This window comes from Nocardioides sp. (assembly GCF_964229035.1).
Classification (GTDB): Bacteria; Actinomycetota; Actinomycetes; order Propionibacteriales; family Nocardioidaceae; genus Nocardioides.
Map to the genome: position 1 here is coordinate 47,159 of NZ_CAXRAZ010000015.1, position 26,838 is coordinate 73,996.

Sequence of the window (26,838 nt, forward strand, 5' to 3'; positions counted from 1 at the left end):
AACAAGCCTCAGCCCCCGGCGGCGTCGGCCTCCGCACGCTCGGCCTTCGCCCGCGCCCGCGCGGCCCGCCCGATCGCCTCCTCGACCACGGCGTTGAAGCGCGAGCCGTTGGGCCAACCGTCGTAGTGGCAGGCGAGGATCACGAGCTCGCGCAGCGCCGCGTCGTCCAGCTCGCCGTTGGCCAGCGCAGCGGGCACCTGGATGCCGAGGACGTCGTCCGCGCGCTGCCCGACGAGCAGGCCGATGAGGAAGATTCGGCGGTCGCGGTCGCTGAGGCCGGGGCGCTGCCAGATGTCGCCGAAGAGGTGCTCGACGGTGTAGCGGAAGAAGTCGCCGTCGCCGTCGCTCATCTCGAAGCCGTAGACCTGCTCCATCTTCTCCAGGCCGCGACGGCGCTGCTCGGGGAGGTCGTCGAACTTCGCCATGTCAGGCTCCTGTCGTCGTGGAAGCGGGGGCGGACGCGGGCGCGGAAGCAGGGGCGGGGAGGCCGAGGCCGGCGGCGAGGCGCGCGGCGGCCAGCTCGGCCAACGGCACGTCCACGCCGAGCTCGCGGGCGAGGTCGATCGCGAAGCCGAGGTCCTTCGCGGCGAGGGAGGCCACGTTGGAGAACACCCCGAACCAGAAGTCGTCGGGAGCGAGCTCGGCGGTGCTCTCGCGATGCATGATCGCGCCCGGGCCGCCCGTGATCGCGTCGGTGTGGCGCACCACGTCGCCGAGCGCCCGGAGGTCGAGCCCGGCGGCCTCGGCGAGACGCTGCGCCTCGGTGGCGGCGGTGAAGGCGACGAAGTGCATGAGGTTGCGGGCCAGCTTGAAGCGGGTGCCCGCCCCCACCGGCCCGGCGTGCACGACCTTGCTGCCCAGCGCGTGCAGCACGGGCGCGGCGACGGCGAGCGCGGCGTCGTCCGCGCCGACCATCAGGGCCAGCGAGCCGTCGGCGGCGCCCATCGCCCCGCCCGAGACCGGCGCATCGATCAGGTGGACGCCGTGCGGCGCCGCGGTGGCGGCGAGCTCGGCCGGGGTGCCGGGCGCCACCGTCGAGTGGACGACGACCACGAGCCCCTCGCGCGCGGAGTCGAGCGCTGCGGCGAGCACGTCGCGCACCTGGTCGTCGTCGCGCACCATGAGGCACAGCACGTCGCAGCGCCCGGCCAGGTCGGCGACGCCGGCCGCGATGCGCGCGCCCGCCCGTTCTGCCTCGGCGAGCGGCTCGGGTGCGACGTCGTGGACCCAGAGCTCGAGGTCGGCGTCCTGCTGCTGCGCGGCGAGGCGCAGCGCCATGGGCTTGCCGATGTTGCCGAGGCCGACGAACCCGACGGTGGTGGTCATCGGCTCACAACCGGAAGGTCTGGCCGCCGTCGACCGCCAGGATCTGGCCGGTCACCCAGGAGGCGTCGTCGGAGAGGAGGAACAGCAGCGCGCCGACCATGTCGTCGACGCTGCCCATGCGCTTGATCGCGAGCGAGGTGCGCACGATGTCCTTCGCCGCGTCGCCGGCCTGGACGCGCGTGGCCTCGGTGGCGGTGGGGCCGGGCGCGATCGCGTTGACGCGGATGCCCTGGCCGCCGAGCTCGTGCGCGAGCTGCTGGGTGAGGCTGTTGATGCCCGCCTTCGCCAGGCCGTAGAAGCCCGAGTAGAGGTAGGCGGCGGTGCTCGACTGGTTCACGATCGCCCCGCCCCCGCGCTTGGCGATCTCGGGGTACACCGCGCGGGTCATCACCAGGGCGCCGTCGAGGTTCACCGCCATGAAGCGGCGGTAGTAGTCCCAGTCGACGCTGATGAGCAGGTTGAACTCCATCGACCCGTAGATCGCGGCGTTGTTGACCAGGTGGTCGATGCCGCCGAACTCCGCGAGCGTGCGCGCCACGAGGTCCTGCGCCGACTCGGCCGACGACACGTCGCAGGGCACGAAGATCGCGCGGCCGCCGTCCTCGGTGATGGAGGCGGCCACGGCGGTGCCGGCGTCCTCGTTGAGGTCGGCGACGACGACGCTCGCGCCCTCGGCCGCGAGCGCCCTGGCGTACGCCTCCCCGATCCCCTGCGCCGCCCCCGTCACCACGGCCACCTTGCCGTCGAACCTGATCATGTCACTCCTGTCCCATCCGTCTCGCGATTCACCGGCTGGCCGGTGAATCTTCCACTTGGACGACGGAACTCCGTCGTGCAAGTGCCGGTTTCACCGGCCGGCCGGTGAAACCGGCCCATCACCCCGGAAACGCCAGCGTCTTCGTCTCCAGGTACTCCTCGAACCCCGCGACACCCATCTCGCGGCCGATGCCCGACTGCTTGTAGCCGCCGAAGGGGGCGTCGGGGCTGAACCAGACGCCGCCGTTGACCGCGAGGGTGCCGGTGCGGATCCGCTTCGCCACGGCGGTCGCGCGCTCGAGCGAGGCGGAGTCGACCGAGCCCGAGAGCCCGTAGGCCGATTCGTTGGCGATACGGACGGCGTCGTCGTCGCCGTCGTGGGCGAGGACGACGAGCACCGGCCCGAAGATCTCCTCCTGGGCCAGTCGCGAGGAGTTGTCGAGCCCGGCCACCACGGTCGGCTGCACCCAGAAGCCGGGCTGGTCGATCACGGAGCCCCCGGTCGCGAAGCGGCCGCCCTCGGCCAGCGCCACGTCGAAGTAGGCGGCGACGCGGTCGCGCTGCACGGCCGAGATCACCGGGCCGCAGATGGCGCCCGGGTCGGCGGGGTCCTTGGCGCCGATGGACTCCATCGTCGCGGCGGCCACCTGCACGGCCTCGTCGTAGCGGTCGCGGGGCACCACGAGCCGGGTGGTGATGGCGCAGCCCTGGCCGGCGTGGATGCAGGCGGCGAAGGCGGTGGCGCCGGCGACCGCGGCGACGTCGGCGTCGTCTAGGGCGATGGCGGCGGACTTGCCGCCGAGCTCGAGGAAGACCTTCTTCAGCGTCGGCGCCGCAGCCGCCATGATCGCCCGCCCGACGTCGGTGGAGCCGGTGAACGACACCATGTCGACGCGCGGGTCGGTGCTCAGGAGCGCAGCCACCTCGTTCGAGCGCGGCGTCACCACGTTGAACACGCCGGGCGGGATGTCGGTGTGCTCGGCGACGAGGCGCCCGAGCTCGGCGGCCACCCACGGGGTGTCCGGCGCCGGCTTGAGGACGACGGTGCAGCCCGCCGCCAGCGCCGGCCCGACCTTCGCCAGGTTGATCTGCGTGGGCACGTTCCACGGCGTGATCGCCGCGACCACGCCCACCGGCTCGCGGCGCACGGTGCGGCGCGAGGCGATGCCCATCGGGTGCGCGAGGCCGAGGTCGGTCTCGAACTCGTAGGTCTCGAGCAGGTCGGTGACCCAGCGCAGCCCGTCGACCGGCACGTCGAAACCGGCGGCGCCCATCATGAAGCCGGGCATGCCGACCTCGGCGGTGGTCAGCGCGCGGAAGGCGTCGGCGTTCTCCAGCAGCGCGGCGTGCAGCTGGCGCAGGCAGCGCAGCCGCAGGTCACGGTCGTTCGCCCAGACGCCGTCGTCGAAGGCGCGTCTCGCCGCGGCGATGGCGGCGGCGACGTCCTCGGCGGTGCCGTCGGGCGCCTGCCCGATCTCCTCGCCGCTGGCCGGGTTGAGGATCGGGAAGGTCGCGCCGCCGGAGCCGGCGACGAGCTTGCCGTCGATCAGCTGCTGCGGTGCGGGAGGCAGGCCGCTCACGCCGTCACCCCGGGAGTCGACGGCGTCGACAGCGTCGACGGCGTCGAGGGCGTCGCGGGCGCCGCCTGGGTCAGGTAGTCGCCGCGCTCCACGGGCGGCGGCCACACGGTCGAGGGCAGCTCGTCGTGGTGGTAGTGCCCGGGCACGCCGTGGCCGGCCACCGACATCCGCTTCAGCAGGGTGTCGGGCGCCTTGTCGGCCTTGATGATCTCCATGAAGGTGTGGGCGGTCGAGGGCATGTCGAACCAGTCGCGCTGCCAGGCGATCTTGACCAGCCCGTCGTCCTCGCCGCCGACCTGCCGCTCGACGCCGAACCACGAGCCGCCGAGTCCGAGGATCTCGAACTCACCGGCCGACGGATCGGCGTCGTCCTTGAGGATGCCCGAGCGCTGCTTCCAGAAGCCCACGATCATCGACTTCTGCTCGTCGATCACCGTGCACACGTAGTCGTAGTGCCACCCGTCGAGGCCGTCCATCTCGATGCCGATCGCCCAGTCGCGGATCTGGTCGCGCCCCACCGCCATGAAGTGCTCGTCGGGGGCGTACATCCAGCCGTAGGTGGCGTCCTGGGCGTACCAGTCGGCCATCACGCGCCAGTCGCCGCTGGCCTCGGCGCGACGGTTGACGTCGAGCCAGGAGTCCCAGAACTCCTCGATCTCGGCACGGGTCAGCTCGCTCATCGGTGTCCCTTCCTCAGACTTCCTCGATCGCCAGCGCGAACGCCGGGCAGTACTTCACGGCCTGGACGACGTCCGCCCGCCGCTCCTCACCGGGCTCGGCCTCGAGGACGACGACCACGTCGGCGTCCGCGTCGAAGCCGAAGACGTCGGGCGCCTCGCCCTGGCACAGCTGGTGCCCCTGGCACACGCCGGTGTCGGCGTGCACGCGGTAGCTCATGCGACACCGCCGGGCGTGCGGCGGCGGTAGCGGACCCGCGCGGGCTGGGCGAGCTGGATGACCATTTTGCTGACGTCGTCGGCGTAGGAGTCGAGCGGCTGGCTGGCCTCGAAGGTGTAGTCGCGCAGGATCACCGAGAAGATCGCCTTCATCTGCATCATCGCGAAGGCGTTGCCGACGCAGCGGTGCTTGCCGGCGCCGAACGGGATCCAGGTCCAGCGGTTCTGCAGGTCCTCCTGGCGCGGGTCGACGTAGCGGCCGGGGTCGAAGGTGTCGGCGGCGGGGAAGTCGTCCTCGATGCGGTTCGACACCCGCGGCGAGGCCGCCAGCACGGTGCCCGCGGGGATGGTGCGGCCCAGGAGGTCGAAGTCCTCCTGCACCAGGCGCATCAGCACGATGAGCGGCGGGTGCAGCCGCAGGGTCTCCTTGAGCGCCGCCTCCAGCACGGGGATCGAGCGCAGCGCCTGGAAGGAGACCTCCGGCGCCTCGCCGTCCTCGCCGGGGGCGTAGAGGGCGTCGAGCTCGGCGACCACGTCGGCCATCACCGCGGGATGGCGCAGCAGCTCGATCATCGCCCACGAGGCGGTGCCCGAGCTGGTGTGGTGCCCGGCGAACATCATCGAGATGAAGATGCCGGTGACCATCTCGGCGTCGTAGCCCACGGCGATGAGGACGTCGAGCAGGTCGCGCTCCTCGCGCGGGATCTCGCCGCCCAGCGCCTCGGCCCTCGCCACCCGCGCGGCGATGATCGCCTGCACCTTGGCCACCAGCTCCTCGCGGGCGGCGTCGCGCACCCGGAAGTTCTCGATGTCGGCGTAGGGGTCGACGTAGGCGATGGCGTCGGTGCCGTGCTCGAGACGGTGGTAGATCTCGGCGAACGAGCCGTCGAGGGCGTCGCGGAACGGCTTGCCGATCAGGCAGGAGGAGGTGGTGTAGATCGTGAGCTCGGCGAAGAAGTCGAGCAGGTCGATCTCGCCCTCCTCGCCCCAGTCGGCGACCATGCGGCGGATCTCGGCCTCGATCGTCTGCGCGTGCCCGCGCATCATCTCGCCGCGCAGCGCCTGGTTCTTGAGCATCTGCTGGCGCTCCTCCGGCGAGGCGTCGAAGACCACGCCCCTGCCGAAGATTGGCGTCATGAAGGGGTAGGCGGCCGCCTGGTCGAGCACCTGCTCGGGGGCGCGGAAGAACGCCTCGTTGGCCTCGGCGCCGGTGACCAGCACGACGTCCTTGTCGGCGAGCCGGAAGCGGCCCACGTCGCCGCACTCCTCGCGCACCCGGTGGAACAGGCCGACGGGGTCGACCCGCATCTCGGGCAGGTGGCCGGTGCCGCGGATGATCGCCGGCACGTCAGGGTCGTGGTCGTCGAGCGCCATCGACACCTCGGGCACCGAGGCCAGCCGGTCGGGGGCGATGGTCATGACTCCTCCTGGGGGCGGGTCAGGGGTGCTTCGGGGTTCACGTCGACCGGGCTGATGTGCACTCCGCGCGGCGCGGTGACGACGACGCCGATGGCCTCGGCGATGGCGGTGGCCTTGAGGAAGTGGGAGTGGCGGGCATGGCCCCACTTGACCCACTCGGTGAGCACGCGGGCGCCGGCCTCGGCGTCCCAGTCGCTGCCCATCTCGCTCCACGTGGGCCCGGGGCGCACGATCGAGGCGCGCACACCCGTGCCCTCGAGCTCCATCTGCAGGGAGGCGACCAACCCCTCGAGCCCGGACTTCGTGGCGCTGTAACCGCCCATGAAGGGCCGCGCGCGCAGCGCGACGTCGGAGGAGACGAAGACTAGGTCGCCGCGCTGCCGCTGCACCATCGCCGGCGCGAAGGCGCGCACCAGCCGGTGCGGGCCGAGCAGATTGACGTCGACCTCGCGGGCCAGCCGCTCGACGTCGGTGTCGAGGAGTGCGCCCGGGGCGAGCAGCGCCGCGTTGCTGACGACGACCTCGATCTCGCCGAGGTCGGCGACCACCTTCTCGGCGAAGGACTCCACCGACTCCGACGACGCCACGTCGAGGGGGTGGGCCACCGCCTCGCCGCCCGCGGCGCGGATCTCGGCGGCGATCTCCTCGCACCGCTCCACGCGCCGTGCCCCGAGGGCCACGGGCAGGCCGGCGGCGGCGAGCACCCGGGCGGTCTCGGCTCCGATGCCGGACGACGCGCCCGCCACGACGGCGGGTCGGCGCGCGGGGTGCACGGGCTTGGGCATCAGGCTCCCCTCCCGTCCCGCTCGATCACCCGCACAGGTAGCGAGGCGAAGCCCCGCACGCTGGTGGAGTGCACGCGCACGGCGCGGGCGGCGTCCACTTCGACGGAGGCCACGCGCCGCACGAGGTGCTCGAGCACCACCCGCGCCTCGAGCCGCGCGAGGTTGGCGCCGAGGCAGAAGTGGCGCCCGGTGCCGAAGCTGAGGATCTGCGCGAGCTCGGCCCGGTCGCGGTGGAGGTCGAAGCGGGTGGGTTCGGTGAAGACCCGTTCGTCGCGGTTGGCCGAGCCGAGCAGCACCAGCGCCTTCGCGCCGGCGGGAATGGTCGTGCCGGCGACCTCGACGTCGCGCACCACGTAGCGCGCGAGCATCTGGCTGGAGGTGTCGTGGCGCAGGGTCTCCTCGATCCACGGCACCACCAGGGCCCCCGGCTCGTGCGGGGCGGCGAACACCTCGTCGCGCTGGGTGCGCTGGGCCGGGGCGCAGAGGTGGAACAGCGCGTTGCCGAGCAGCTTGGTGGTGGTCTCGTTGCCCGCCACGACCATGAGGAAGAGGAAGGCCTGGATCTCGCCGTCGGTGAGGCGCTCGCCGTCCAGCTCGGCGGCGATGAGCGCGGAAGTGAGGTCGCCCGCGAACCGCTCCGGGCGGGCGCGACGCTCCGTGACCATCGCGAGGTAGTAGTCCATCAGCGCCAGGGATGCCTCGATGCCGGCGAGCGGCACGTCGCGCACGCCGTCCTCGCGGTGGACGACGAGGTCGGCCAGGCGTCGCACCTCCGCGCGGTCGCTCACCGGCACGCCCATCATCTCGGAGATCACGTCCATCGGCAGGAGCCCCGCGAGGTCGGCGATCCAGTCCGCCTCGCCCTGCTCGCGCACCCGGGCGAGCACGTCGTCGAGGTAGCGCTCGGTGAGGGCCTGCACCTGCGGGGTCAGCTCGCGCACCCGCCGCGGGGTGAACGCCGCGGAGACGAGCTTGCGCACGCGCCCCTGCTCGGCACCGTCGAGGGCGAGGAAGCTCATCACGGTGTGGGCGTCCTCGCTCCAGGCCAGCGCGTCGAGCGAGACGCCCATGCGGTTGGAGAAGGTCTCGTCGTCGCGCAGCGCGGCGAAGACGTCGGCGTGGCGCGAGATCACCCAGAGGTCGTCGGCCGCCGCGTGGTGCACGGGCGCCTCGTCGCGCAGGCGCCGGTAGAGGGGGTAGGGGTCCTCGTGGAAGGCGTAGTCGTAGGGGTCGAAGAGCAGCGGGGCACCGGTGCCGGCGAGATCGGGGACGACGCTCATGCGTTGCCCCGCAGGATCACGTCGACCGCCGAGGAGAGCCGGTCGGCGATCTCGCCGTAGCCCATCAGCCCCATGCTCGCCTGCAGCAGGGCGCCGGACAGGCTGAGCACGAGCACCTCGACGACCGCCGGATCCGGGGCGGCGGTGGGGTGGTCGGCGGGGTCGCGCAGGGCAGCCTCGAACCGGGCGACGAACTCGGCGCCGATGCGCAGGCGCAGCCGCGCGACGTCGGGGTCGGTGCCGAGCAGGGCGGGGGTGACGGCGGCGGTGAGCTCGGGTTCGACCACGAGGAGCTCGGTGAGGCCGCGCACGGCGTCCTGGACGCGCTCGACCGCGCGGGGGCTGGTGGACACCGGCGTCTGCGACGTGCTGACGTGCCGCCAGAAGAGCTCGGCGAAGAGGTGGTTCTTCGAGGCCAGGTAGGTGTACGCCGTCGCGGGCGAGACGCCGGCGCGCTGGGCAACCGTGCGCACGGTGAGCGCTTCATGGCCGACCGCCCGCAGCTCCTCCAGGCCAGCGACGAGGAGCCGCTCGACAGTCTCGGCCTGGCGGGGGTTCAACCCGCGTCGCGGCGCTTCGAACACTTGACTGGACACGTGTCCAACATAGGAGACGTCCGGCCAGGTCCACAACCCCGAACGAGAACACGTTCTACAGTTCGAGACACCGCCCTCCCCCGGCGGCCGGCCCAGCGAAAGGGAGCCCGCAGATGCGCAACGGCGTCGTCCTCTTCACCTCCGACCGCGGCATCACGCCGGCGGCACTCGCCCGCGCCGCCGAGGAGCGCGGCTTCGACACGATCTACGTGCCCGAGCACACCCACATCCCCGTGCGCCGCGACGCACTGCACCCCACCGGCGGCGAGCAGCTGCCGGACGACCGCTACCTGCGCACCCTCGACCCGTGGGTGTCGCTGGCCACCTGCGCAGCGGTGACCGAGCGCATCGGCCTGGCCACCGCGGTGGCGCTGCCGGTGGAGTCGGACCCGATCACGCTGGCCAAGACACTCGCCACCCTCGACCACCTCTCCGGCGGACGGGTCACGATCGGCGCCGGCTTCGGGTGGAACACCGACGAGCTCGCCGACCACCACGTGCCCGCCGAGAAGCGGCGCACGGTGCTCAAGGAGTACCTCGAGGCGATGCGCGCGCTGTGGACCGAGGAGGAGGCCGCCTACGACGGGGAGTTCGTGAGCTTCGGCCCCAGCTGGGCCTACCCGAAGCCGCCGCAGGGCCGCATCCCCGTCATCATCGGCGCCGGCGGCGGACCCAAGACGATGAAGTGGATCGCCGCCCACGCCGACGGCTGGATGACCACCCCGACCGAGACCGACATCGCCGCCAAGGCCGACCTGCTTCGTAAGGAGTGGGCCGACGCCGGCCGCACGGGCGAGCCCGACATCCGCATCCTCGTCGCCAAGCGGCCCACCCCCGAGGACTTCGCCGACTGGTCGGCCGCCGGCGCGAGCGAATTCATCTGGGGCGTGCCGGACGCCGACGAGGCGACCGTGCTCGCCTATCTCGACAAGACTGCGGCCCGACTGGGCCTCGGCTCCTGAACCCGGACCGGGACCGCACGATGGCGCACGTCCGCAGCCGCTACGCCGACCTCACCCGCGAGGAGCTCGCGGCCGTCGTCCCCGAGCTGCTGCTCATCGGCCAGCTCATCGACCGCTCCGGCATGGCCTGGTGCATCGCAGCCTTCGGTCGCGAGGAGATGGAGCGCATCGCCATCGAGGAGTGGGCCGCGGCCTCGCCGATATACACCCGCCGGATGCAGGCCGCCCTCGGCTACGCGCCGGAGCGGCCCGGCGAGGGCGACGTGGTGTCGATCTTCAAGGGCCTGCAGCTCGACATCGGCGCCCCGCCCCAGTTCATGGACTTCCGCTACACCGTGCACGACCCGTGGCACGGCGAGTTCCACCTCGACCACTGCGGCGCGCTCATGGACGTCGAGCCGATGGGCCCCGACTACGTGCGCGGCATGTGCCACACCATCGAGGACCCCACCTTCGACGCCACCGCCATCGCCACCAACCCGCACGCGCAGGTGCGACCGATCCACCGCCCGCCGCGGACGCCCGCCGACCGCACGCCGCACTGCGCCTGGACCGTGACCATCGATCCGGCGCACCCCGTGCCGGCACCCGTCCCCGCGCTGGCGATCACCGAGCGCCTCCGAGCCGCCACCCTCGACCTGGCCCCCATCGACGTGGACGACGAGGGGCTGGCCGACTACACGGGCCCGCTGCTCTCCGATGTCGACTTCGCCGCGTTCTCCCACAGCGCACTCGTGCGCATCGCCGACGAGGTGTGCCTGCAGATGCACCTGCTCGACGCCTCGTTCGCGATCGCGGTGGCCGCCCGCACGGGCGAGGACGCCGAGGCGCTCCTGCGCATCCGCCGCAAGCAGCTCCTCGGCGTGGCCGGCATCGCGGCCGAGCGGCTGGCCCGGGCGCTCGGCGCCTCCGATCTGCTCGAGGACGACGCGCTCGACGCCGCGGCGCGCGTGCTCGCCGTTCACCCCCTGCTCAACCCGGCCGCCTACGTGAGCGCATCAGTGGAGCTCGGCGAGGTCGCCGTGCACCCCTCCCCCGCCCACGAGGACGACGCCTGGATCGCCCTCTGCGGCCCGGCCTGGCCCGACGCGCTGCGCACGATCGTCCGCGCGGTGCACCCGCGCCTCGACGTCGAGGCGGAGGGCTCCGACGACGCGTGGCGGGCGGTCGTCGTCCTGCGCGATGACGAGGTGCCCGAGGCCTCCGAGGTGGGCGTCGTGCGCTTCAGCACCGGGGCCGCCTTCGCCTTCGCGCCCCGCCGCTCGCTGCCGATCACGCCGGTCTGAGCGTCGATTTCCCCGACTTGGACGAGATTCCTGGCACATGGACGACGGAACTCCGTCGTCCAAGTGCCGGATTCACCGGCCGGCCGGGGAATCTGCCCCCGGCGGCCGCCCCTACCCCCGGTGGGGGATCTGGGTGACCACGCCGCCATCGACGACGAACTCGGAGCCGGTGGCGTAGGCGGACTCGTCGGAGGCGAGGAAGACGACGAAGGAGGCGACGTCCTCGGGCTGGCCGGGGCGGCCGAGGGGGATGGGGATGAGGTCGTCGGGGATGCCCTCGGAGATGGGAGTGCGGATGAGACCGGGGTGCAGGGAGTTGACCCGCACGCCGTGGGGGGCGAGCTCCATCGCCGCGGACTTCGTGAGCCCGCGCAGGCCCCACTTGGTGGCCACGTAGCCGTGCGCCCAGGGCGAGCCGCGCAAGCCCTCGATGGAGGAGGTGTTGATGATCGAGCCGCCGCCGGCGGCGATCATCGGCTCGGCCACCGCCCGGAGGCCGAGGAAGGGGCCGGTGAGGTTGACGTCGAGGATGCGCTGCCACTTGTCGAGCCGGAAGCCCGACAGCGGGCCGCCGTTGACGATGCCCGCGTTGTTGAAGAGCACCGAGAGCGAGCCGAACTCGGCGATCGTGAAGGCGACGGCGGTGGCCCAGTCGGCCTCGCTGGTGACGTCGAGGTGCACGTAGCGCGCGGTCTCCCCGAGCTCCGCGGCGAGCTCGGCGCCGGCGTCGTCCGCGATGTCGGCGATCACGACGCGCGCGCCCTCGGCCGCGAGCGCGCGCACGCTCGCCGCCCCGATGCCCCCGGTGCCGCCGGTGACGAGCGCGACCTTGCCGGCGCAGCGATCCATCGCAGACCCTTTCGATCCGGGGCCATCGTCGGCCCCGCGCCGAGACTAGAACCTGTTCTATCTCCCGGCAATGCCGCCGCTCGCGTCGTTCTGACAGGAACCCCTGTCAGAACCCTTCCCAGGCCCGTCGACCGGACCTATCCTGCGAGGGTGACGCACGACACTTCCGCCTCCGCGGCCCCCTTCGACACCGTCGTCCGCGGCGGTCTTCTCTTCGACGGCACCGGCGCCGACGGCGTCGTGCGCGACCTCGGCATCCGCGGCGGGCGCGTCGTCGCGATCACCGACCCGCGCGTCGAGCCGCTCGACGTCACCGGCTGCCCCGAGGTGATCGAGGCGGCCGGGCGCTGGGTCATGCCGGGCATGGTCGACATCCACACCCACTACGACATCGAGGTGCTCGACGGCCCCGGCTTGGCCGAGTCGGTGCGCCACGGCATCACCACCGTGCTGCTCGGCTCGTGCTCGCTGTCGACCGTGCACGTCGACCCCGTCGACGCCGGCGACCTGTTCGGGCGCGTCGAGGCGATCCCGCGCATGGCCGCGATCGGGGCGGTCGAGCGCCACCGCGACTGGGACGACGCCGAGAGCTACGTCGCCGCGCTGGAGCGTCGTCCGCTCGGCCCGAACCTCGGCGCGCTCATCGGGCACTCCGACATCCGCACCGCAGTGATGGGGCTCGACCGCGCCACCCGCGAGGACGTCGTGCCCACCGCCGCGGAGCAGGCGCGCATGGAGCGCCTGCTCACCGAGGCGCTGGACGCCGGCTTCGTGGGCATGAGCAGCCAGCAGCTGCTCTTCGACAAGCTCGACGGCGAGCGCTGCCGCTCGCGCACCCTGCCCTCCACCTACGCCAAGCCGAGGGAGATGCGCCGCCTCGGCACGATCCTGCGTCGCCGCGGTCGGGTGATGCAGGCCGGGCCGGACGTGAAGAACCCGTTCACGATCGTGCAGCACGCCTTCCGCTCCGTGGGCCTGGGCAAGCGGCGCCCGCAGCTGCGCACCAGCCTGCTCTCGGCCGCCGACCTCAAGGCACTGCCGGTCATCCACATCATGGGTCCGCTCGCGAACCTGGTGAACCGCCTCGGCGGCGACTTCCGCTGGCAGCACCTCCCGGTGCCGTTCGAGGTCTACGCCGACGGCATCGACCTGGTGATCTTCGAGGAGTTCGGCTCCGGTGCCGCCGCGCTGCACCTCTCGGAGGAGATCGCGCGCAACGACCTCCTGCGCGACGAGGCCTACCGCCGTCGCTTCCGCAAGGACTACGACCAGAAGTGGGGGCCGCGGGTGTGGCACCGCGACTTCTTCGACGCCGAGATCGTCGCGTGCCCCGACGCCTCGGTGGTGGGCAAGTCGTTCGGCGAGGTCGGGCGGATGCGAGGCGGCGTCCACCCGGTCGACGCCTTCCTCGACCTCGTGCTCGAGCACGGCACCGCGATCCGCTGGCGCACGACGATCAGCAACCACCGCCCCGAGATCCTCAAGAAGATGGCCGCCCACCCCGGCATCCAGATGGGCTTCTCCGACGCCGGCGCCCACCTGCGCAACATGGCCTTCTACAACTTCGGCCTGCGCCTGCTGCGCCACGTGCACACCTCCGAGCTGGCGGGCCGCCCGTTCCTCAGCGTCGGGCAGGCGATCCACCGCCTCACCGGCGAGCTCGCCGACTGGTACGGCGTGGACGCCGGCCACCTGCGCGTCGGCGACCGCGCCGACGTCCTCGTGGTCGACCCCGCCCGCCTCGACGACTCCCTCGACGGCTACCACGAGGCACCGGTGGCGCAGTACGGCGGACTCTCGCGCATGGTCAACCGCAACGACGCCACCGTCACCGCAGTGCTCGTGAGCGGGCGCACCGTGGTGCGCGACGGCGCGCCCACCGAGGTGCTCGGTCGCGAGCGCACGGGCGCGTTCCTGCGCGCCGGGGTGACGACGCCGCCGGTCGCGGCACCCGCGCAGACGGTCCAGGCCGCGCAGGAGCTGCGCGATGAGGTGTCAGCCGGCTAGGTCCTCGACGACCCGCCACGTGGACGACGGCCGGTCGGGCAGGCCGAGCGCGGCACGACGCCGCATCAGGGAGTCGAGCGCCGGCGAGGGCGCGAGGTCGCCGAGGAGCTCGGGGAAGGTCGTGCCCAGCGCTGACTCCTGGCGGACGAGACGTTCCACCGCCGCCTCGTGGGCGCGCAGGCGGAACGAGGCACCGAGGCCTGCGTCCTGCGGCAGGGCCTCGACCGGGCTGAGCGACACCAGCATCGACACGAGCTGCCCGAGGCCCCGCCGGCGTTCGGCCGGCGCGTCGGCCGCGAGACCCGCGTTGACGATCGCGGTGTCCGGGCCGCCGTCCACGACGACGACGGTGTCGGCCACCCAGGCGAGGCCCGCCACGGCGTCGCGCACGTCGGCGGCGAGCAGGCAGGTGTCGTCGAGGCCGAGGCCATCGGGCCGGAGCAGGTGCACCTCGACGCGGTGACCGACCCGCCGCGAGGTGACGTGCACCGAGCGCACGAGGTGCTGCTGCACCACGTCGTCCTCGCCGACAGGGGCCGGCACGGCGGCCAGGGCGGCGTAGATCTCGGTGGCCAGGGCCAGCAGGCCCGTTCCGTCGCTCCCGCCGAGAGCGCCTCGGGGAGCACCTGCGCCGTCGCTCTCGATCCTCATCACCCGTCTCCTTCTGCTGACTGACTCCGCATGGAACCGGGCAGTGCAGTGGCTGACGGTGCGGACCTCGACGCGCCGGGGGGCCGCGTCGACGAGGCGACGTTACGTCGTCCTCGCCCCTCCTGATCGGGTGTCGGCGTCTCAATCGGAGACGGACGGCGTCTCAGATTGAGACATCTCTCGGCAAAGCCCCGGCCGGCACCCCGGAGGCGGGGGTACCGTCGCCGCATGGAGGCCGCCGAGAGTGCGGGCCCGGCCCGCGTCCGTGGGAACGCCGCGCCCGTCGGCGCCCGCGAGCGGCTCGCCGCCTCGTGGCAGCGCAGTGCGGCCTACGGGGTGCCGGCCCACGAGATCCACCCGGTGTTCACCGGCGCTGCCGACGACGAGTCGCTCTTCTACGTCTGCGGGCACCAGGTGCTCGCCGACCTGCACCGCACCCTGGCCGAGCAGCCGGTGAGCCTGATGCTGACCGACGCCGACGGCCTGGTGCTCAACAGGATGAGCGGCGACCACGGCCTGCTGCGCGCGCTGGACGCCGTGCACCTGGCCCCCGGCTTCAGCTACAGCGAGCGCGAGGCCGGCACCAACGGGCTCGGCCTGGCCCTCGCCGACCGGGTGCCGGGCCTCGTGCGCGCGGACGAGCACTTCGTCACCACCCTGCGCGGCTACACGTGCGCCGCCGCGCCCGTCATCGACCCCGTCACCGGGCGGCTCCACGGCGCGGTCAACCTGACGACCTGGTCGGAGGACGCCTCCGGCCTCCTCCTGGCACTCGCCCAGTCCGCAGCCGGCACCACCGCGGCGCTGATCCTCGCCCGCGGGCAGGGGCACGTTCCGCCGACCACCCCGCGAGGCGAGGTGTTCCGGGTGGAGGCGCCCCGGCTCGAGCCCGGCCTCGCCGCCCTGCCGTCGGAGCGGCTCTCCGCCGGGTGGCAGCGCGCGCTCGCAGAGGTCGAGGCCGCCCTGGACGCCGATCGCGTGGTCGCCGTTGTCGGCGAGCAGGGAGCCGGGCGCAGCACCCTGCTGGCCCAGGCCTACCGACGCCGCCGCCCGCGCGACCGCATCCTCGCCGCCACCACGCCCGCGCCGGCCGATGTCGAGGCGTGGCTGCGGCTGTGGACCCCCGAGCTCGCCAAGGCGCAGACCGACGTCGTCGTCACCGACGTCGACGACCTGCCCGCCTGGGCGGCCGAGCGCCTGCGCGACCTGGTGGTCCAGGCCCGCAGGGGGACGACCGACACCTCGTCGGCACCGTTCACGCCCCCTCCCTTCGGCCTCACCGCGCAGACCTTCGACGCGGTGCCGCGCCCGCTGCAGACCCTCGTCGACACCGTGGTCACCGTGCCGCCGCTGCGCGAGCGCCCGGACGACGCCGTCCCCCTCGCCCGCCACCACGCCCGCCGTCTGCGGGGCCGCGAGATCGCCTTCACCGCCGCGGCCGAGCGCGCCCTGCGCGACCACGCCTGGCCGGGCAACGCCGCCGAGCTGGTCGAGGCGGTGCGCCAGGCCGCGAGCCGCACCGACGTGGTGGACGCCGCGCACCTGCCCGCCGCGGTGATCGCGGGGGGCACCTCGCGCCTGACCCGCATCGAACAGCTCGAGCGCGACGAGATCGTGCGGGTGCTCGCCCGCCCCGGCATGACGATGCCGGCGGCCGCCGAGGAGCTCGGCCTCAGCCGCGCGACGCTCTACCGTCGCGTCGCGCGCTACGGCATCCCTCGCACGCCCTGACGTCACCCACCGCCGCCGGACGGGCCCGGTCCGAGGCGGGCTCGGCCAGAAACCGGCTCGGCGCTCAGACCCGCTCGAAGCGGATGCCCGCCGCCTGCAGGCGCGCGAGCAGCGCGGTGCCCATCGCGGTGGCGGTGGTGACCTGACCGGAGGTGACGGGGTTCTCGTCGAGCGCCAGGCACAGTGCCGACTCCGCGAGCATCTTGGCGGTCTCGCTGTAGCCGGGGTCGCCACCGGACACTCGGGTGTGCACCGTGGTGTCGCCGGAGGTCGCCACGAAGTCGACGGTGAACCACGAGCGCTCGCGCTGGCTCTGCGAGGGGCCCTCGCCCTGGGGGATCCGCTTGAGCAGCGCGTTGCGCAGCGGCGGCACCTGCGAGGCGAGCGTCAGCGCGCTCACGCCCACCGCGCCGCCCGCGGCGTAGCGCAGCGTCTTCGTGCCGGCGTAGTGGCCGTAGGTGAACTCCGGACCGTAGGCCGGCAGGGCGGCGGCGCTGCGGGTGACGATCGCGGGGTCGATGGTCGGCAGCGGCAGCAGGTAGTAGCCGAGCTCGGCGTCCTTGCGGGGAGCACCGACCGACGCCCGCGCGCGGCGTCCCTCGGGACGCGGCTCGAGACGGCGCCGCGCCGTCGAGGCCTCGCGCATCTGCTTCGCGCGCGAGAAGGCGCCGAGCGCGGAGTGGAAGGTGCCGCCCGAGAACCGCGCGGCCGAGCGGACGACGCCGCGCATCTGCACCGGGGCGGTGATCTCTCCGCCCAGCTCGCGGGCGAGCTCGCCGATCGTGAAGTAGGCGCCGAGGTCGTGCGGGATGGAGTCGAAGCCGCAGCAGTGCACGAGGCGGGCACCCGACGCCTCGGCCGCCGCGTTGTGGGAGACGTAGGTGCGGTCGACGAACTCCGGCTCGCCGGTGAGGTCGACGTAGTCGGTGCCCGCATTGGCGCACGCGGCCACCAGCGGACCGCCGTACTGGATGTAGGGGCCGACGGTCGTGGCGATCACCCGGGCCATGCCCGCCACCTCGGCCAGGCCCGCGGCGTCGGCGGCGTCCACCGTGAGGAGCGCGAGGTCGGCCAGCGCCTTGTTCTCCGGGTGCGCGGCGACGAGGCGGTCGCGGACGGCAGCCAGCTTGGTCTCGCTGCGACCGGCCAGTGCCCAGGTGAGGTCGGCGGGGGCGTGCTCGGCGAGGTAGTCGGCGGTGAGGCCGCCGGTGAAGCCCGTGGCCCCGAACAGGACGACGTCGTAGGGGCGCGCGTTCCGGTTCACCTCAGCCATGTGCCCCACTCTCGCATCCGGCCTCGCATCGGTCTCCCCCGCACGCCGATCCGGTCGTAGGTTGGACGCCATGTGCCGCAACATCCGCCCCCTCAACAACTTCGAGCCGCCGGCGACGAACGACGAGGTCGCCGCGGCCGCCCTGCAGTACGTGCGCAAGGTCAGCGGCACGACGAGGCCGAGCCAGGTCAACCAGGCCGCCTTCGACCGAGCCGTCGCCGAGATCGCGCACATCACCCGCCACCTGCTCGACGACCTCGTCACCACCGCGCCGCCGAAGGACCGCGAGGTCGAGGCGGCCAAGGCCCGCGAGAAGGCCCGCCTGCGCTACGGGTGAGCCACTGGCGTGCGCGCCTAGGCTGGTGGGTGTGAGCGAGCAGGCCGTGCACCCGCAGACGGCGCCGGGTGCTGCGCCCGCCGCCGGACCGGCCGCCGCCGCTCTCGAGCTCTGTACCGACCGGCCCCTCGTCGTCCTCACGGGGGCGGGGTTGTCCACCGACTCCGGCATCCCCGACTACCGCGGTCCGAACGCACCGGTCGCGCGACCGATGACCTACCAGGAGTTCGTCTCGGGCCCCGGTCCGCGACAGCGCTACTGGGCGCGCAGCGCGATCGGCTGGGGGCGCATGCGCGGCGCCCACCCCAACCCCGGGCACCGGGCCGTCGCCGCGCTCGGTGCCGACCTCGTGATCACCCAGAACGTCGACGGGCTGCACGAAGCCGCCGGCACCGAGCCGCTCGTGGCGCTGCACGGCCGCATCGCCGACGTCGTGTGCCTGGAGTGCCGGCGCATCACCTCCCGCTCCGCGCTGCAGCGACGCCTCGAGGAGGTCAACCCCGGCTGGGCCGATCGGCACCGCGAGGTGGAGGTGCGCCCCGACGGCGACGTGGCGATCGACGACGTCGCCGACTTCGTCGTCCCCGCCTGCGAGGCGTGCGGCGGCGTGCTCAAGCCCGACGTCGTGTTCTTCGGCGAGAACGTGCCCAAGGACCGCGTCGCCCGCTGCTACGCGGCGGTCGAGGCACTGGCCGACACCGGCGGCGTGCTACTCACCGCCGGCACGAGCCTGACCGTGATGAGCGGCCTACGGTTCGTGCGCCGCGCCCGCCAGCGCGAGATCCCCGTGGTCATCCTCAACCGCGGCGAGACCCGCGGCGACCCGCTCGCCACCCACAAGGTGGACGACGGCACGAGCACCTGGCTGCCCGCGCTGGTGGCCGCGCGCGGGCGCGGTTGATCGGGCGGCGCGACCGGGAGGCCGGACTGCTCAGAGGCGCTTGACGAAGATGTGGTCGGCCGCCTCGGCGAAGATCTCCGCCGTCTCACCGCCGGCCCCCACGAGGACGCCGTCGGGCGTGGCCTGGATGGTGACGGTCTTGTCGGGCAGGGCGCCGACGCGGCGCATGGCGCTCATGAGCGCCTCGTCCTTCTGCATCTCCTCGGAGATGCGGCGCACGAGCACCCGTGCGCCGTCGGGGGTGGCGGCCTTCGACAGCGGCTCCACGTCGTCCATGAAGCCGGGGCCCTCGGCCTCCTGGCCGAGCTCGACGAGGCCGGGGATCGGGTTGCCGTAGGGCGACTCGGTGGGCTGGCCGAGCAGCTCGAGCAGGCGTCGCTCGACGTTCTCGGAGATGACGTGCTCCCAGCGGCACGCCTCCTCGTGCACAAGCTCCCAGTCGAGGCCGATCACGTCGGTGAGCAGGCGCTCGGCGAGACGGTGCTTGCGCATCACCCGGGTGGCGAGGCGGTGACCCTCCTCGGTGAGCTCGAGGTGGCGGTCGCCCTCCACGGTGAGCAGGCCGTCGCGCTCCATGCGCGCCACCGTCTGCGACACCGTGGGCCCGCTCTGGTGCAGGCGCTCGGCGATGCGGGCGCGCAGCGGGACGATGCCCTCCTCGATCAGCTCGTAGATCGTGCGGAGGTACATCTCGGTGGTGTCGATCAGATCGCTCACGGGCCCCATTCTGTCCCATCGGGCGAGGCGAGCCTCACTCGTGGTTCCCGAGGCTCGTTGATGCCCCGCGGCGAACGCCGAGGTGGCAGGATTGGATCGTGCCAACTCCTTCGTCGAGCAGCCCCTCCCCCGCAGCCGAGCGCCCGTGGTGGTACGCCGCGGTGATCTACCAGGTCTACGCCCGCAGCTTCGCCGACGGCCGCCCCGCGCCCGCGGGCGACGGCATCGGCGACCTGCCCGGCATCACCGCGCGGCTGCCGCACCTGCGCGACCTCGGCGTCGACGCTCTCTGGATCACGCCGTTCTACCGCTCGCCGCAGCACGACCACGGCTACGACGTCGCCGACTACACCGACGTCGACCCGCTCTTCGGCACCCTCGAGGACGCCGACCGCCTCATCGCCCGCGCCCACGAGTTCGACCTGCGCGTGATCGTCGACATCGTGCCGAACCACACCTCCGAGGAGCACGCGTGGTTCGTCGAGGCGCTGGCCGCCGCGCCCGGCTCCCCCGAGCGCGCCCGCTACCTGTTCCGCGAGGGTCGCGGCGAGAAGGGCGAGGAGCCGCCCAACAACTGGCAGTCCGTCTTCGGCGGCCCGGCCTGGACGCGCGTGACCGAGCCCGACGGCACCCCCGGCCAGTGGTACCTCCACCTCTTCGACTCCTCCCAGCCCGATCTCGACTGGCGCAACCCCGAGGTCGGCGACATGTTCGAGGGCGTGCTGCGCTTCTGGCTCGACCGGGGCGTCGACGGCTTCCGCATCGACGTCGCGCACGGGCTGTTCAAGGAGGAGTCGCTGCGCGACCAGGAGCGCCCCGAGCCCGGCGCCGACGGCGCGGGCGAGGACGGTGCCGCCGTCAGCACCACCGGCGACTCCATGGTCGAGCGCGTGCTGCGCGACGAACCGATGTGGGAGCAGCCCGAGGTGCACGAGGTCTACCGCCGCTGGCGCCGCGTGCTCGAGGAGTACCCCGGCGACCGGATGGCCGTGGCCGAGGCCTGGACCCAGACCCCGGAGTCGATGGCGGAGTTCATCCGCCCCGACGAGCTGCACCAGGCGTTCAACTTCGCGTGGCTCACGACCCCGTGGTCGGCCTCGGCCTTCGCCGAGGTGATCGAGCACTCGATCGCCGCGGTCTCGGCCTCGGCGAGCGCCCCCACCTGGGTGCTGTCGAACCACGACGTCGTGCGCCACCCCACCCGCTACGGCGGCGGCGCGCAGGGCCTGGCCCGCGCCCGCGCGGCCACGCTCACGATGCTGGCCCTGCCCGGCTCGGCCTACCTCTACCAGGGCGAGGAGCTCGGCCTCGAGCAGGTCGACGTCGCCCCCGAGCACCGCCAGGACCCCTCGTGGTTCCGCACCGGCGAGCCCGGCCGTGACGGGTGCCGCGTGCCGCTGCCGTGGGGCGGCGAGGTGCCGCCGTTCGAGTTCGGCGGTCCTGAGAGCGCCGGCCAGCCGTGGATCCCCCAGCCCGCCGAGTGGGCCGGCCTCACCGTGGCCGCGCAGGAGGCCGACCCCGACTCCACGCTCGCCTTCTACCGGCGCACGCTCAGCGCCCGGCGCGAGCACCTCGCCGGCGCGGACGACGCCACGACCGCCCGCGCCGACGGCGACGTGCTCACCGTCGAGCGGGCGGGGCTGCGCGTCGTCCTCAATGCGGGGGGCGAGGCGGTGGCGCTGCCCGAGGGCGAGGTCGTGATCGCGAGCGGGCCGCTCACCGACGACGGCCTGCTGCCGCCCGACACCGCCGCCTGGGTGCGCTGAGCACTCGGCTCAGCCGAGCGCGCCCCGCTGCTGGCCCGGGATCAGCAGCGGGGGTCGCGGTCGCCGTCGTCCTCGAGCGCCCGGTTGTAGCGGCGCAGCGAGCCGGCGAGCATCGAGATGTCGTCGGCCGGCCAGTCGCCGAGCCGCTCGGCGAGCAGCGCGCTCCGCTCGCGAGAGACCTCGTCGAGGCGCCGGGCGGCAGCCGGGGTGACCGAGAGCAGCGTCGCGCGGCCGTCCTCGGGGTCGGGCTCGCGGGCCAGCAGCCCGAGGTCGATGAGGTGCTGCACCTGGCGGCTGATCGCGCCCTTGTCGATCTCGAAGACCAGCGAGAGGGCCGAGGCCCGCAGGGGGCCGCGCTCGCGCACGTGGCTGAGGATCAGGTAGGACGCCGGGAGCAGGCTCGGGTGCACCGCCCGAGCCCGCTCGCCGATCACCCGGCGCACCCGCCGGATGAGGACTCCGACCTCGACCTCGACCTCGTGCAGCGCCGCGACGCGCTCGGGGCTGGCCAGCGTCGAGGAGGGGACGGCCGCGCTCATCGCCGCGCGCCGTCCTCGGCCCGCCGGTCGGCACGGTGCGCACCGCCCGGGACGCGGACCTCCTCGCGCTCGGCACGGTGGACGCCGGCCGCGTGGTGCCCGACCGGCTCACCCGCGCGCTCCTCGAGCGGCTCGGCGTCGAGCAGCTCGTCGGCGTCGTAGGCCCCGGCCAGCGCGGCGCCGGCCGCACCGGCGTCCTCGGCGGCACCGGCGGTCTCTGTGCGCTCCGCCTGCGGCTCACCCTCACCCGGCATGCCGGTGGTGGTGCGCAGCGGCACCTCCTTGATGAACAGGATGCACAGGAAGGCGACCACGGCGAACGGCACGGCCACGGCGAACAGGTGGCCCACCGCGGTGCCGAAGGAGGCCTCGTAGACCTCGCGGATCGGTGCGGGCAGCGCCGAGAGCTTCGGGATGTCGCCGTTGGAGTGCTGCATGGCGGCCAGCTGCTCCTGAGTCACGCGACCCTCGGCGGCGAGGCGAGCGACACCGTCGCGCACCCCGTCGCTCACCTGGTGGGCCAGCAGGGCGCCGAGTGCGGCCACGCCGGCCGAACCGCCGATCGAGCGGAACATCGCGACCACCGAGCTGGCGGCGCCGAGGTCCTGCGGCGCGGTGTTGTTCTGCACCGCGAGCACGAGGTTCTGCATGGTGGCGCCGAGGCCGATGCCGACGACGGCCATGTAGGCCGCGACGAGCCACAGCGGGGTGGTCGCGTCGATGGTGCCGAGCAGCGCGAGGCCCGCGATGACCAGGACCATGCCGCCCACGAGCCACTTCTTCCACACGCCGGTGCGGCTGATGACGCGACCGCTGATGATGCTGGAGACGAGCAGGCCGCCGACCATCGCGATCGACATCAGGCCGGCCTCGGTGGGACTCATGCCGCGGGCGAGCTGGAAGTACTGGCTGAGGTAGACGGTGGCGCCGAACATCGCCACACCGATCATCACCGAGGCGGCGGTGGCCAGGGCGGTGGTGCGGTCGCGGAACAGGCGCAGCGGGATGATCGGCTCGCTGGCCACGCGGGCCTCGACGAACAGCGCACCGCCGATGAGGACGAGGCTGCCGACGACGAGCGCCGCGGAGGTGAGCGACACCCAGTCGAAGTTGGTGCCGGCGAGGCTGACCCACACGAGGATCAGGCTGATGCCGGCCATGATGAGGGTGGCGCCGAGGTAGTCGATGCGCACGTCGCGCTTGATCGTGGGCAGGTGCAGGGTGCGCTGCAGCACCACGAAGGCGAGCAGGGCCACCGGCAGGCCGACGATGAAGCAGCCGCGCCAGCCGAGCGGGCTGTCGACGACGAGTCCGCCGAGCAGCGGGCCGCTCACCGTGGCGGTGGCGAACACGGCGCCGATGTAGCCGCTGTAGCGACCGCGCTCGCGCGGGGACACCATCGAGGCGATGACGACCTGCACCAGGGCGGTAAGGCCGCCGACGCCGAGGCCCTGGACGGCGCGTGCCCCGATGAGCACACCCATCGACGGGGCGACGGCGGCGATCAGCGAACCGATCGAGTAGATGACGAGCGCGGCCTGCACCAGCAGCTTCTTGCTGAACAGGTCGGCGAGCTTGCCCCAGATCGGGGTGGTCGCGGTCATCGTGAGGAGGGTGGCGACGACGACCCAGGTGTAGCCGGTCTGGCTGCCCTGCAGGTCGGTGACGATCGCGGGGAGGGCGTTGCTCACCACGGTGCTGGAGAGCATCGCCACGAACATGGCGAGCAGGAGGCCGGTGAGGGCTTCCATGATCTCGCGGTGGCTCATCTGGCCCTCACCCGACGCGGCGGTGGCCGCAGGTGCTTCGGGGGCTGTGGTCATGGGTGTGGTTCTCGCTTCCGTACGTCGGCAGCCATCTCGGATTTGGTTGCCGTCAGCAACGATATGCCTCAATGGTTGCCGTCGACAACTTATTCCCTACCCGGCCGGACGATCGCGATCCGCGCCTGCACCGGCCCCTGGCGAGCGGTTCCGACGACGGGGGAGTCGGGCCGGAAAACACCGTTGCCCGGGCTGCGAGGCCGACCTAACCTTGAGGCACACGGGAAAGGAGGTGGTCCGAAGAATGATTTCTCAATGGACGCGTGAGGTGGCTGCTCGCTAGCAGCCCGCAGTTCAGTTCTTCGAGCTGCTGGCGAATCCACAGCAGTCACCCGCCCCGCAGGCGCCCCGGCCGTCCACCGGCTCTGATCCGCTCGGATCACGCCTGCGGGGCGTTTCCCATTTGTGTGCTCGCGCCCCGCCGCGCTGCCCGGGAATCCGCCCGGGGAATACCGGGACCCGGGCCGCCGCTGGACCTCAGGAGAGCGCGACCGTGCCATGCGGCGAAGGTCACAGCATTCTCGATTAACCTGATTCAGATACTTCTCTTAGGGTCGTGGGCGACGACACCACCTCCGTCGTCACCGCTCAGCCACCACGACCGCGGCGCATCCACCCGGCGCGCCCCACGAGGAGACGACGATGTCAGACCCCACGCCCGCTCCCATCCCGAGCTCCGACTCCGGGGCCCCGCTGATCGAGGCGCCGCACTCGCGTCGTCCGCTGCTCGCGGTCGTCGGCGTGCTCGCCGTCGCGCTCATCGCCGGCCTCGCCTTCGCTCTCACCCGCGGCGGTGACGACGCCCCGCGCGCCACCGACGGTGCCGCCGCCTCCGGCGAGCGGGTCCGCGTCGTGCTCGGCGCGGTGGGTGCCAGCGACCCGTACTGGACGACGCTGACCGAGGCGGCCGACGCCGCCGGCCTCGACCTGGAGATCAAGGACTTCGCGGAGTACCCGCTGCCCAACCCGGCGCTCTCGGAGGGCGAGCTCGACGCCAACCAGTTCCAGCACATCGTCTACCTCGCCCAGTACAACGTGGCCAACGACGACGACCTCGTGCCGATCGGCTCCACGGCCGTCTACCCGCTCGCGCTCTACTCCAAGAAGTACGACGACGTCGCGGCCATCCCCGACGGCTCCACCGTGGTCGTCCCCGATGACGACGCCAACCAGGCCCGCGGCCTGCTCGTGCTGCAGCAGGCCGGTCTGGTGAAGCTGAAGGACGGCGGCTCGGCGTTCTCGACCATCGCCGACGTCGACGCCTCGGCCTCGCGGGTGAAGGTGAAGGCCCTGCAGGCCGACCTCACGCCGACCTCGCTGCCCGACGTGGCCGCCGCGATCATCAACAACGACTTCGTCGAGGACGCCGGCCTGAAGTTCGCCGACGCCATCGCGAAGGACGACCCCAAGGACCCCTCGACGCTGCCCTACGTGAACATCTTCGCGGTGCGCGCCGAGGACAAGGACAACCCGGCCATCACGAAGCTCGTGAAGGTCTACCAGGACAGCCAGTCGGTGAAGGACGGCGTGCAGGAGGCCTCGGGCGGCACCGCCGAGTTCGTCACCGTGTCGCAGGCCGACCTCGAGCGCACCCTGCGCGAGGTCGAGTCGCAGATCCGCGCCCAGCGCTGAGCGTGAGTGCTCTCATCGAGCTGCGCGGGGTGGTCAAGGACTACCCCGCGCAGCACCGCTCGGCCGCGCCCACCCGCGCGGTCGACCGCGTCGACCTCACCATCGAGCGCGGCGAGATCTTCGCCGTCATCGGCTACTCCGGCGCCGGCAAGTCCACGCTGGTGCGCCTCATCAACGCCCTCGAGCCGGTGAGCGAGGGCCAGGTCGTCGTCGACGGCGTGGACGTCGCCCGCCTCGGCGAGCGCGAGCTGCGCACCGTACGCCGCGGGATCGGCATGGTGTTCCAGCAGTTCAACCTGCTGGAGTCGCGCACCGTGTGGGGCAACCTCGCCTTCCCGCTCGTGGTGGCCGGCGTGCCCAGGGCCGAGCAGCAGCGCCGCATCAGCGACCTCCTGCACTTCGTGGGCCTCGCCGACAAGGCGCACGCCCACGTGAGCGACCTGTCGGGTGGGCAGAAGCAGCGCGTCGGCATCGCCCGCGCGCTCGCCACCGACCCTCCGCTGCTGCTGGCCGACGAGGCCACCAGCGCCCTCGACCCCGACACCACCCGCGAGATCCTCGACCTGCTCGCCCGCGTCAACCGCGAGCTGGGCACCACCATCGTGCTCATCACCCACGAGATGGGGGCGGTGCGACGCATCGCCGATCGCGTGGCCGTGATGGAGCATGGACGCGTGGTCGAGGTCGGCAGCGCACGCGACGTCTTCACCCGCCCCGAGCACCCGGTGACGCGTCGCTTCGTCGGCACGGTCGTCGACCTCGAGCCGGCCCCCGAGGCGTTGGCCGCGATCCGTGAGCGTCACCCCGGGCGCCTGCTGCGCCTCGACGTCGAGGCGGCCGGCGGCCAGCAGGCGGTCTTCGCCGCCCTGCACCGCCACGAGCTCGGCTTCGAGCTCGTGCACGGCGGCATCGAGGAGGTGCGCGGCCACACCTTCGGCGCGCTCACCCTCGCGGTCACCGGCGGGGACGAGGCCGTGGACGCCGTCCTCGCCGAGCTCGACGGCACGCTGACGGAGGTCGGCCGATGACCCTCTTCGACGACACCCGGCTCGGCGAGCTGCAGCCCGAGTTCTGGCAGGCCGCGGCCGAGACGCTGTTCATGGCGAGCATCGCGCTCGTGCTCGGCGGGCTGCTCGGGCTGCTGCTGGGCCTCGGGCTCTACCTCACGCGCGCCGGCGGCCTCTACGCCAACCGGCCGGTGCAGATCGTGCTCAACGTGGCGGTGAACTTCTTCCGCCCGATCCCGTTCGTGATCTTCGTGGCCGCGCTGCAACCGCTCGCGCGCCAGGTGATCGGCACCGGCATCGGCATCGGGGCGGCGACCTTCGCGATCGTCGTCGCGGCCACCTTCGGGATCAGCCGCATCGTCGAGCAGAACCTCGTGACCGTGAACCCCGGCGTCATCGAGGCCGCGCGCGCGATGGGCGCCTCACGCGCCCGGATCACCGCCACGGTGCTGGTGCCCGAAGCGCTCGGACCGCTCATCCTCGGCTTCACGTTCGCCTTCGTGGCGATCGTCGACATGACCGCCATCGCGGGCGTCGTGGCCGGCGGCGGGCTCGGCTCCTTCGCCCAGCGCTTCGGGTTCCGCCAGTTCGACACCGTGGTGATGTGGGCGGCGATCGTCGTGCTGGTGGCCTTCGTGATGCTCATCCAGCTCACCGGCAACCTGCTCGCCCGCCGCGTGCTGCGCCGCTGAGCCCACCGCCCCGTCCGCATCCTCGCG

General features: G+C 73.0%; 26 protein-coding genes. 10 read left to right on the forward strand and 16 right to left on the reverse strand.

Annotated features, from left to right (window positions below; translation table 11 throughout):
• Nucleotides 1–8: 8 nt before the first annotated feature.
• From ACERUN_RS05455 to ACERUN_RS05500, 10 genes are all read right to left on the reverse strand, one after another.
• Nucleotides 9–425, reverse strand: a complete 417-nt coding sequence (locus tag ACERUN_RS05455) for a carboxymuconolactone decarboxylase family protein (RefSeq protein WP_370288798.1) — start codon at nucleotides 423–425, stop codon at nucleotides 9–11.
• Between the two features lies 1 nt (nucleotide 426).
• Nucleotides 427–1,326, reverse strand: coding sequence for an NAD(P)-dependent oxidoreductase (locus tag ACERUN_RS05460; RefSeq protein ID WP_370288799.1), 900 nt, complete (start codon nucleotides 1,324–1,326; stop codon nucleotides 427–429).
• Between the two features lie 4 nt (nucleotides 1,327–1,330).
• Complete coding sequence (locus ACERUN_RS05465) at nucleotides 1,331–2,083, reverse strand: SDR family oxidoreductase (RefSeq protein WP_370288800.1); 753 nt, start codon at nucleotides 2,081–2,083, stop codon at nucleotides 1,331–1,333.
• Between the two features lie 118 nt (nucleotides 2,084–2,201).
• Nucleotides 2,202–3,662 (reverse strand): aldehyde dehydrogenase, encoded by a 1,461-nt coding sequence (locus ACERUN_RS05470; protein ID WP_370288801.1) that lies wholly within the window; start codon nucleotides 3,660–3,662, stop codon nucleotides 2,202–2,204.
• Nucleotides 3,659–4,342: a hypothetical protein gene (locus ACERUN_RS05475; protein ID WP_370288802.1), complete on the reverse strand. Its 684-nt coding sequence runs from the start codon at nucleotides 4,340–4,342 to the stop codon at nucleotides 3,659–3,661. Before ACERUN_RS05475 ends, ACERUN_RS05470 begins: the two co-directional genes overlap by 4 nt.
• Nucleotides 4,343–4,355: 13 nt before the next feature.
• Nucleotides 4,356–4,559, reverse strand: coding sequence for a ferredoxin (locus ACERUN_RS05480; protein ID WP_370288803.1), 204 nt, complete (start codon nucleotides 4,557–4,559; stop codon nucleotides 4,356–4,358).
• Nucleotides 4,556–5,977: a cytochrome P450 gene (locus ACERUN_RS05485; RefSeq protein ID WP_370288804.1), complete on the reverse strand. Its 1,422-nt coding sequence runs from the start codon at nucleotides 5,975–5,977 to the stop codon at nucleotides 4,556–4,558. The genes ACERUN_RS05480 and ACERUN_RS05485 overlap by 4 nt, the downstream gene beginning before the upstream one ends.
• On the reverse strand, nucleotides 5,974–6,762 hold the full coding sequence (locus tag ACERUN_RS05490; RefSeq protein ID WP_370288805.1) for an SDR family oxidoreductase: 789 nt from the start codon (nucleotides 6,760–6,762) through the stop codon (nucleotides 5,974–5,976). Before ACERUN_RS05490 ends, ACERUN_RS05485 begins: the two co-directional genes overlap by 4 nt.
• Nucleotides 6,762–8,042, reverse strand: coding sequence for a cytochrome P450 (locus tag ACERUN_RS05495; RefSeq protein WP_370288806.1), 1,281 nt, complete (start codon nucleotides 8,040–8,042; stop codon nucleotides 6,762–6,764). Before ACERUN_RS05495 ends, ACERUN_RS05490 begins: the two co-directional genes overlap by 1 nt.
• On the reverse strand, nucleotides 8,039–8,638 hold the full coding sequence (locus tag ACERUN_RS05500; protein WP_370288807.1) for a TetR/AcrR family transcriptional regulator: 600 nt from the start codon (nucleotides 8,636–8,638) through the stop codon (nucleotides 8,039–8,041). The genes ACERUN_RS05495 and ACERUN_RS05500 overlap by 4 nt, the downstream gene beginning before the upstream one ends.
• 113 nt (nucleotides 8,639–8,751) lie before the next feature.
• Between ACERUN_RS05500 and ACERUN_RS05505 the strand changes: the two genes are divergently transcribed.
• Both ACERUN_RS05505 and ACERUN_RS05510 read left to right on the forward strand, forming a co-directional pair.
• The gene (locus ACERUN_RS05505) at nucleotides 8,752–9,600 is read left to right on the forward strand and encodes an LLM class F420-dependent oxidoreductase (protein WP_370288808.1); all 849 of its coding nucleotides are present in this window, start codon (nucleotides 8,752–8,754) and stop codon (nucleotides 9,598–9,600) included.
• Nucleotides 9,601–9,620: 20 nt separating this feature from the next.
• A complete protein-coding gene (locus ACERUN_RS05510) occupies nucleotides 9,621–10,886 on the forward strand; it encodes a hypothetical protein (RefSeq protein WP_370288809.1) in 1,266 nt (421 codons plus the stop codon).
• Nucleotides 10,887–10,997: 111 nt separating this feature from the next.
• On the opposite strand, the gene ACERUN_RS05515 is transcribed toward ACERUN_RS05510, so the two are convergent.
• The gene (locus ACERUN_RS05515) at nucleotides 10,998–11,735 is read right to left on the reverse strand and encodes a glucose 1-dehydrogenase (RefSeq protein WP_370288810.1); all 738 of its coding nucleotides are present in this window, start codon (nucleotides 11,733–11,735) and stop codon (nucleotides 10,998–11,000) included.
• A gap of 150 nt (nucleotides 11,736–11,885) precedes the next feature.
• On the opposite strand from ACERUN_RS05515, the gene ACERUN_RS05520 reads away from it, so the two are divergent.
• Nucleotides 11,886–13,742, forward strand: coding sequence for an amidohydrolase family protein (locus tag ACERUN_RS05520; RefSeq protein WP_370288811.1), 1,857 nt, complete (start codon nucleotides 11,886–11,888; stop codon nucleotides 13,740–13,742).
• Here the strand turns inward: ACERUN_RS05520 and ACERUN_RS05525 are convergent.
• A complete protein-coding gene (locus ACERUN_RS05525) occupies nucleotides 13,731–14,393 on the reverse strand; it encodes a hypothetical protein (RefSeq protein WP_370288812.1) in 663 nt (220 codons plus the stop codon). The genes ACERUN_RS05520 and ACERUN_RS05525 overlap by 12 nt on opposite strands.
• Before the next feature lie 228 nt (nucleotides 14,394–14,621).
• Here ACERUN_RS05525 and ACERUN_RS05530 point away from each other — a divergent pair, with 228 nt between their 5' ends.
• Nucleotides 14,622–16,124 (forward strand): GAF domain-containing protein, encoded by a 1,503-nt coding sequence (locus ACERUN_RS05530; RefSeq protein ID WP_370288813.1) that lies wholly within the window; start codon nucleotides 14,622–14,624, stop codon nucleotides 16,122–16,124.
• 64 nt (nucleotides 16,125–16,188) lie between these two features.
• On the opposite strand, the gene ACERUN_RS05535 is transcribed toward ACERUN_RS05530, so the two are convergent.
• Nucleotides 16,189–17,397 (reverse strand): trans-acting enoyl reductase family protein, encoded by a 1,209-nt coding sequence (locus ACERUN_RS05535; protein WP_370288814.1) that lies wholly within the window; start codon nucleotides 17,395–17,397, stop codon nucleotides 16,189–16,191.
• A 70-nt stretch (nucleotides 17,398–17,467) separates the two neighbouring features.
• Here ACERUN_RS05535 and ACERUN_RS05540 point away from each other — a divergent pair, with 70 nt between their 5' ends.
• Together ACERUN_RS05540 and ACERUN_RS05545 are read left to right on the forward strand one after the other, a co-directional pair.
• Complete coding sequence (locus tag ACERUN_RS05540; RefSeq protein WP_370288815.1) at nucleotides 17,468–17,734, forward strand: DUF2277 domain-containing protein; 267 nt, start codon at nucleotides 17,468–17,470, stop codon at nucleotides 17,732–17,734.
• A gap of 31 nt (nucleotides 17,735–17,765) precedes the next feature.
• Nucleotides 17,766–18,635, forward strand: coding sequence for a Sir2 family NAD-dependent protein deacetylase (locus ACERUN_RS05545; RefSeq protein WP_370288816.1), 870 nt, complete (start codon nucleotides 17,766–17,768; stop codon nucleotides 18,633–18,635).
• A 30-nt stretch (nucleotides 18,636–18,665) separates the two neighbouring features.
• Here the strand turns inward: ACERUN_RS05545 and ACERUN_RS05550 are convergent, their stop codons facing one another.
• Complete coding sequence (locus tag ACERUN_RS05550) at nucleotides 18,666–19,352, reverse strand: metal-dependent transcriptional regulator (protein ID WP_370288817.1); 687 nt, start codon at nucleotides 19,350–19,352, stop codon at nucleotides 18,666–18,668.
• A gap of 98 nt (nucleotides 19,353–19,450) precedes the next feature.
• On the opposite strand from ACERUN_RS05550, the gene ACERUN_RS05555 reads away from it, so the two are divergent.
• The gene (locus ACERUN_RS05555) at nucleotides 19,451–21,118 is read left to right on the forward strand and encodes a glycoside hydrolase family 13 protein (protein WP_370288818.1); all 1,668 of its coding nucleotides are present in this window, start codon (nucleotides 19,451–19,453) and stop codon (nucleotides 21,116–21,118) included.
• Between the two features lie 41 nt (nucleotides 21,119–21,159).
• Here the strand turns inward: ACERUN_RS05555 and ACERUN_RS05560 are convergent, their stop codons facing one another.
• Complete coding sequence (locus ACERUN_RS05560) at nucleotides 21,160–21,657, reverse strand: MarR family winged helix-turn-helix transcriptional regulator (protein ID WP_370288819.1); 498 nt, start codon at nucleotides 21,655–21,657, stop codon at nucleotides 21,160–21,162.
• Nucleotides 21,654–23,480 (reverse strand): MDR family MFS transporter, encoded by a 1,827-nt coding sequence (locus ACERUN_RS05565; protein ID WP_370288820.1) that lies wholly within the window; start codon nucleotides 23,478–23,480, stop codon nucleotides 21,654–21,656. The genes ACERUN_RS05560 and ACERUN_RS05565 overlap by 4 nt, the downstream gene beginning before the upstream one ends.
• Before the next feature lie 642 nt (nucleotides 23,481–24,122).
• On the opposite strand from ACERUN_RS05565, the gene ACERUN_RS05570 reads away from it, so the two are divergent.
• From ACERUN_RS05570 to ACERUN_RS05580, 3 genes are read left to right on the forward strand one after another with little or no spacing between them, the layout of a single operon-like run.
• Nucleotides 24,123–25,112, forward strand: a complete 990-nt coding sequence (locus tag ACERUN_RS05570; RefSeq protein ID WP_370288821.1) for a MetQ/NlpA family ABC transporter substrate-binding protein — start codon at nucleotides 24,123–24,125, stop codon at nucleotides 25,110–25,112.
• 2 nt (nucleotides 25,113–25,114) lie between these two features.
• Nucleotides 25,115–26,140, forward strand: coding sequence for a methionine ABC transporter ATP-binding protein (locus ACERUN_RS05575; protein WP_370288822.1), 1,026 nt, complete (start codon nucleotides 25,115–25,117; stop codon nucleotides 26,138–26,140).
• Nucleotides 26,137–26,811, forward strand: a complete 675-nt coding sequence (locus tag ACERUN_RS05580) for a methionine ABC transporter permease (RefSeq protein ID WP_370288823.1) — start codon at nucleotides 26,137–26,139, stop codon at nucleotides 26,809–26,811. Before ACERUN_RS05575 ends, ACERUN_RS05580 begins: the two co-directional genes overlap by 4 nt.
• Nucleotides 26,812–26,838 lie beyond the last annotated feature (27 nt).

Bases quoted from the DNA above. Each gene is read 5' to 3' on its own strand.
- ACERUN_RS05455 (WP_370288798.1), bottom strand. From the start codon at position 425: ATGGCGAAGTTCGACGACCTCCCCGAGCAGCGCCGTCGCGGCCTGGAG.
- ACERUN_RS05460 (WP_370288799.1), bottom strand. From the start codon at position 1,326: ATGACCACCACCGTCGGGTTCGTCGGCCTCGGCAACATCGGCAAGCCC.
- ACERUN_RS05465 (WP_370288800.1), bottom strand. From the start codon at position 2,083: ATGATCAGGTTCGACGGCAAGGTGGCCGTGGTGACGGGGGCGGCGCAG.
- ACERUN_RS05475 (WP_370288802.1), bottom strand. From the start codon at position 4,342: ATGAGCGAGCTGACCCGTGCCGAGATCGAGGAGTTCTGGGACTCCTGG.
- ACERUN_RS05480 (WP_370288803.1), bottom strand. From the start codon at position 4,559: ATGAGCTACCGCGTGCACGCCGACACCGGCGTGTGCCAGGGGCACCAG.
- ACERUN_RS05485 (WP_370288804.1), bottom strand. From the start codon at position 5,977: ATGACCATCGCCCCCGACCGGCTGGCCTCGGTGCCCGAGGTGTCGATG.
- ACERUN_RS05490 (WP_370288805.1), bottom strand. From the start codon at position 6,762: ATGCCCAAGCCCGTGCACCCCGCGCGCCGACCCGCCGTCGTGGCGGGC.
- ACERUN_RS05495 (WP_370288806.1), bottom strand. From the start codon at position 8,042: ATGAGCGTCGTCCCCGATCTCGCCGGCACCGGTGCCCCGCTGCTCTTC.
- ACERUN_RS05505 (WP_370288808.1), top strand. From the start codon at position 8,752: ATGCGCAACGGCGTCGTCCTCTTCACCTCCGACCGCGGCATCACGCCG.
- ACERUN_RS05510 (WP_370288809.1), top strand. From the start codon at position 9,621: ATGGCGCACGTCCGCAGCCGCTACGCCGACCTCACCCGCGAGGAGCTC.
- ACERUN_RS05515 (WP_370288810.1), bottom strand. From the start codon at position 11,735: ATGGATCGCTGCGCCGGCAAGGTCGCGCTCGTCACCGGCGGCACCGGG.
- ACERUN_RS05525 (WP_370288812.1), bottom strand. From the start codon at position 14,393: ATGAGGATCGAGAGCGACGGCGCAGGTGCTCCCCGAGGCGCTCTCGGC.
- ACERUN_RS05530 (WP_370288813.1), top strand. From the start codon at position 14,622: ATGGAGGCCGCCGAGAGTGCGGGCCCGGCCCGCGTCCGTGGGAACGCC.
- ACERUN_RS05535 (WP_370288814.1), bottom strand. From the start codon at position 17,397: ATGGCTGAGGTGAACCGGAACGCGCGCCCCTACGACGTCGTCCTGTTC.
- ACERUN_RS05540 (WP_370288815.1), top strand. From the start codon at position 17,468: ATGTGCCGCAACATCCGCCCCCTCAACAACTTCGAGCCGCCGGCGACG.
- ACERUN_RS05560 (WP_370288819.1), bottom strand. From the start codon at position 21,657: ATGAGCGCGGCCGTCCCCTCCTCGACGCTGGCCAGCCCCGAGCGCGTC.
- ACERUN_RS05565 (WP_370288820.1), bottom strand. From the start codon at position 23,480: ATGACCACAGCCCCCGAAGCACCTGCGGCCACCGCCGCGTCGGGTGAG.
- ACERUN_RS05570 (WP_370288821.1), top strand. From the start codon at position 24,123: ATGTCAGACCCCACGCCCGCTCCCATCCCGAGCTCCGACTCCGGGGCC.
- ACERUN_RS05580 (WP_370288823.1), top strand. From the start codon at position 26,137: ATGACCCTCTTCGACGACACCCGGCTCGGCGAGCTGCAGCCCGAGTTC.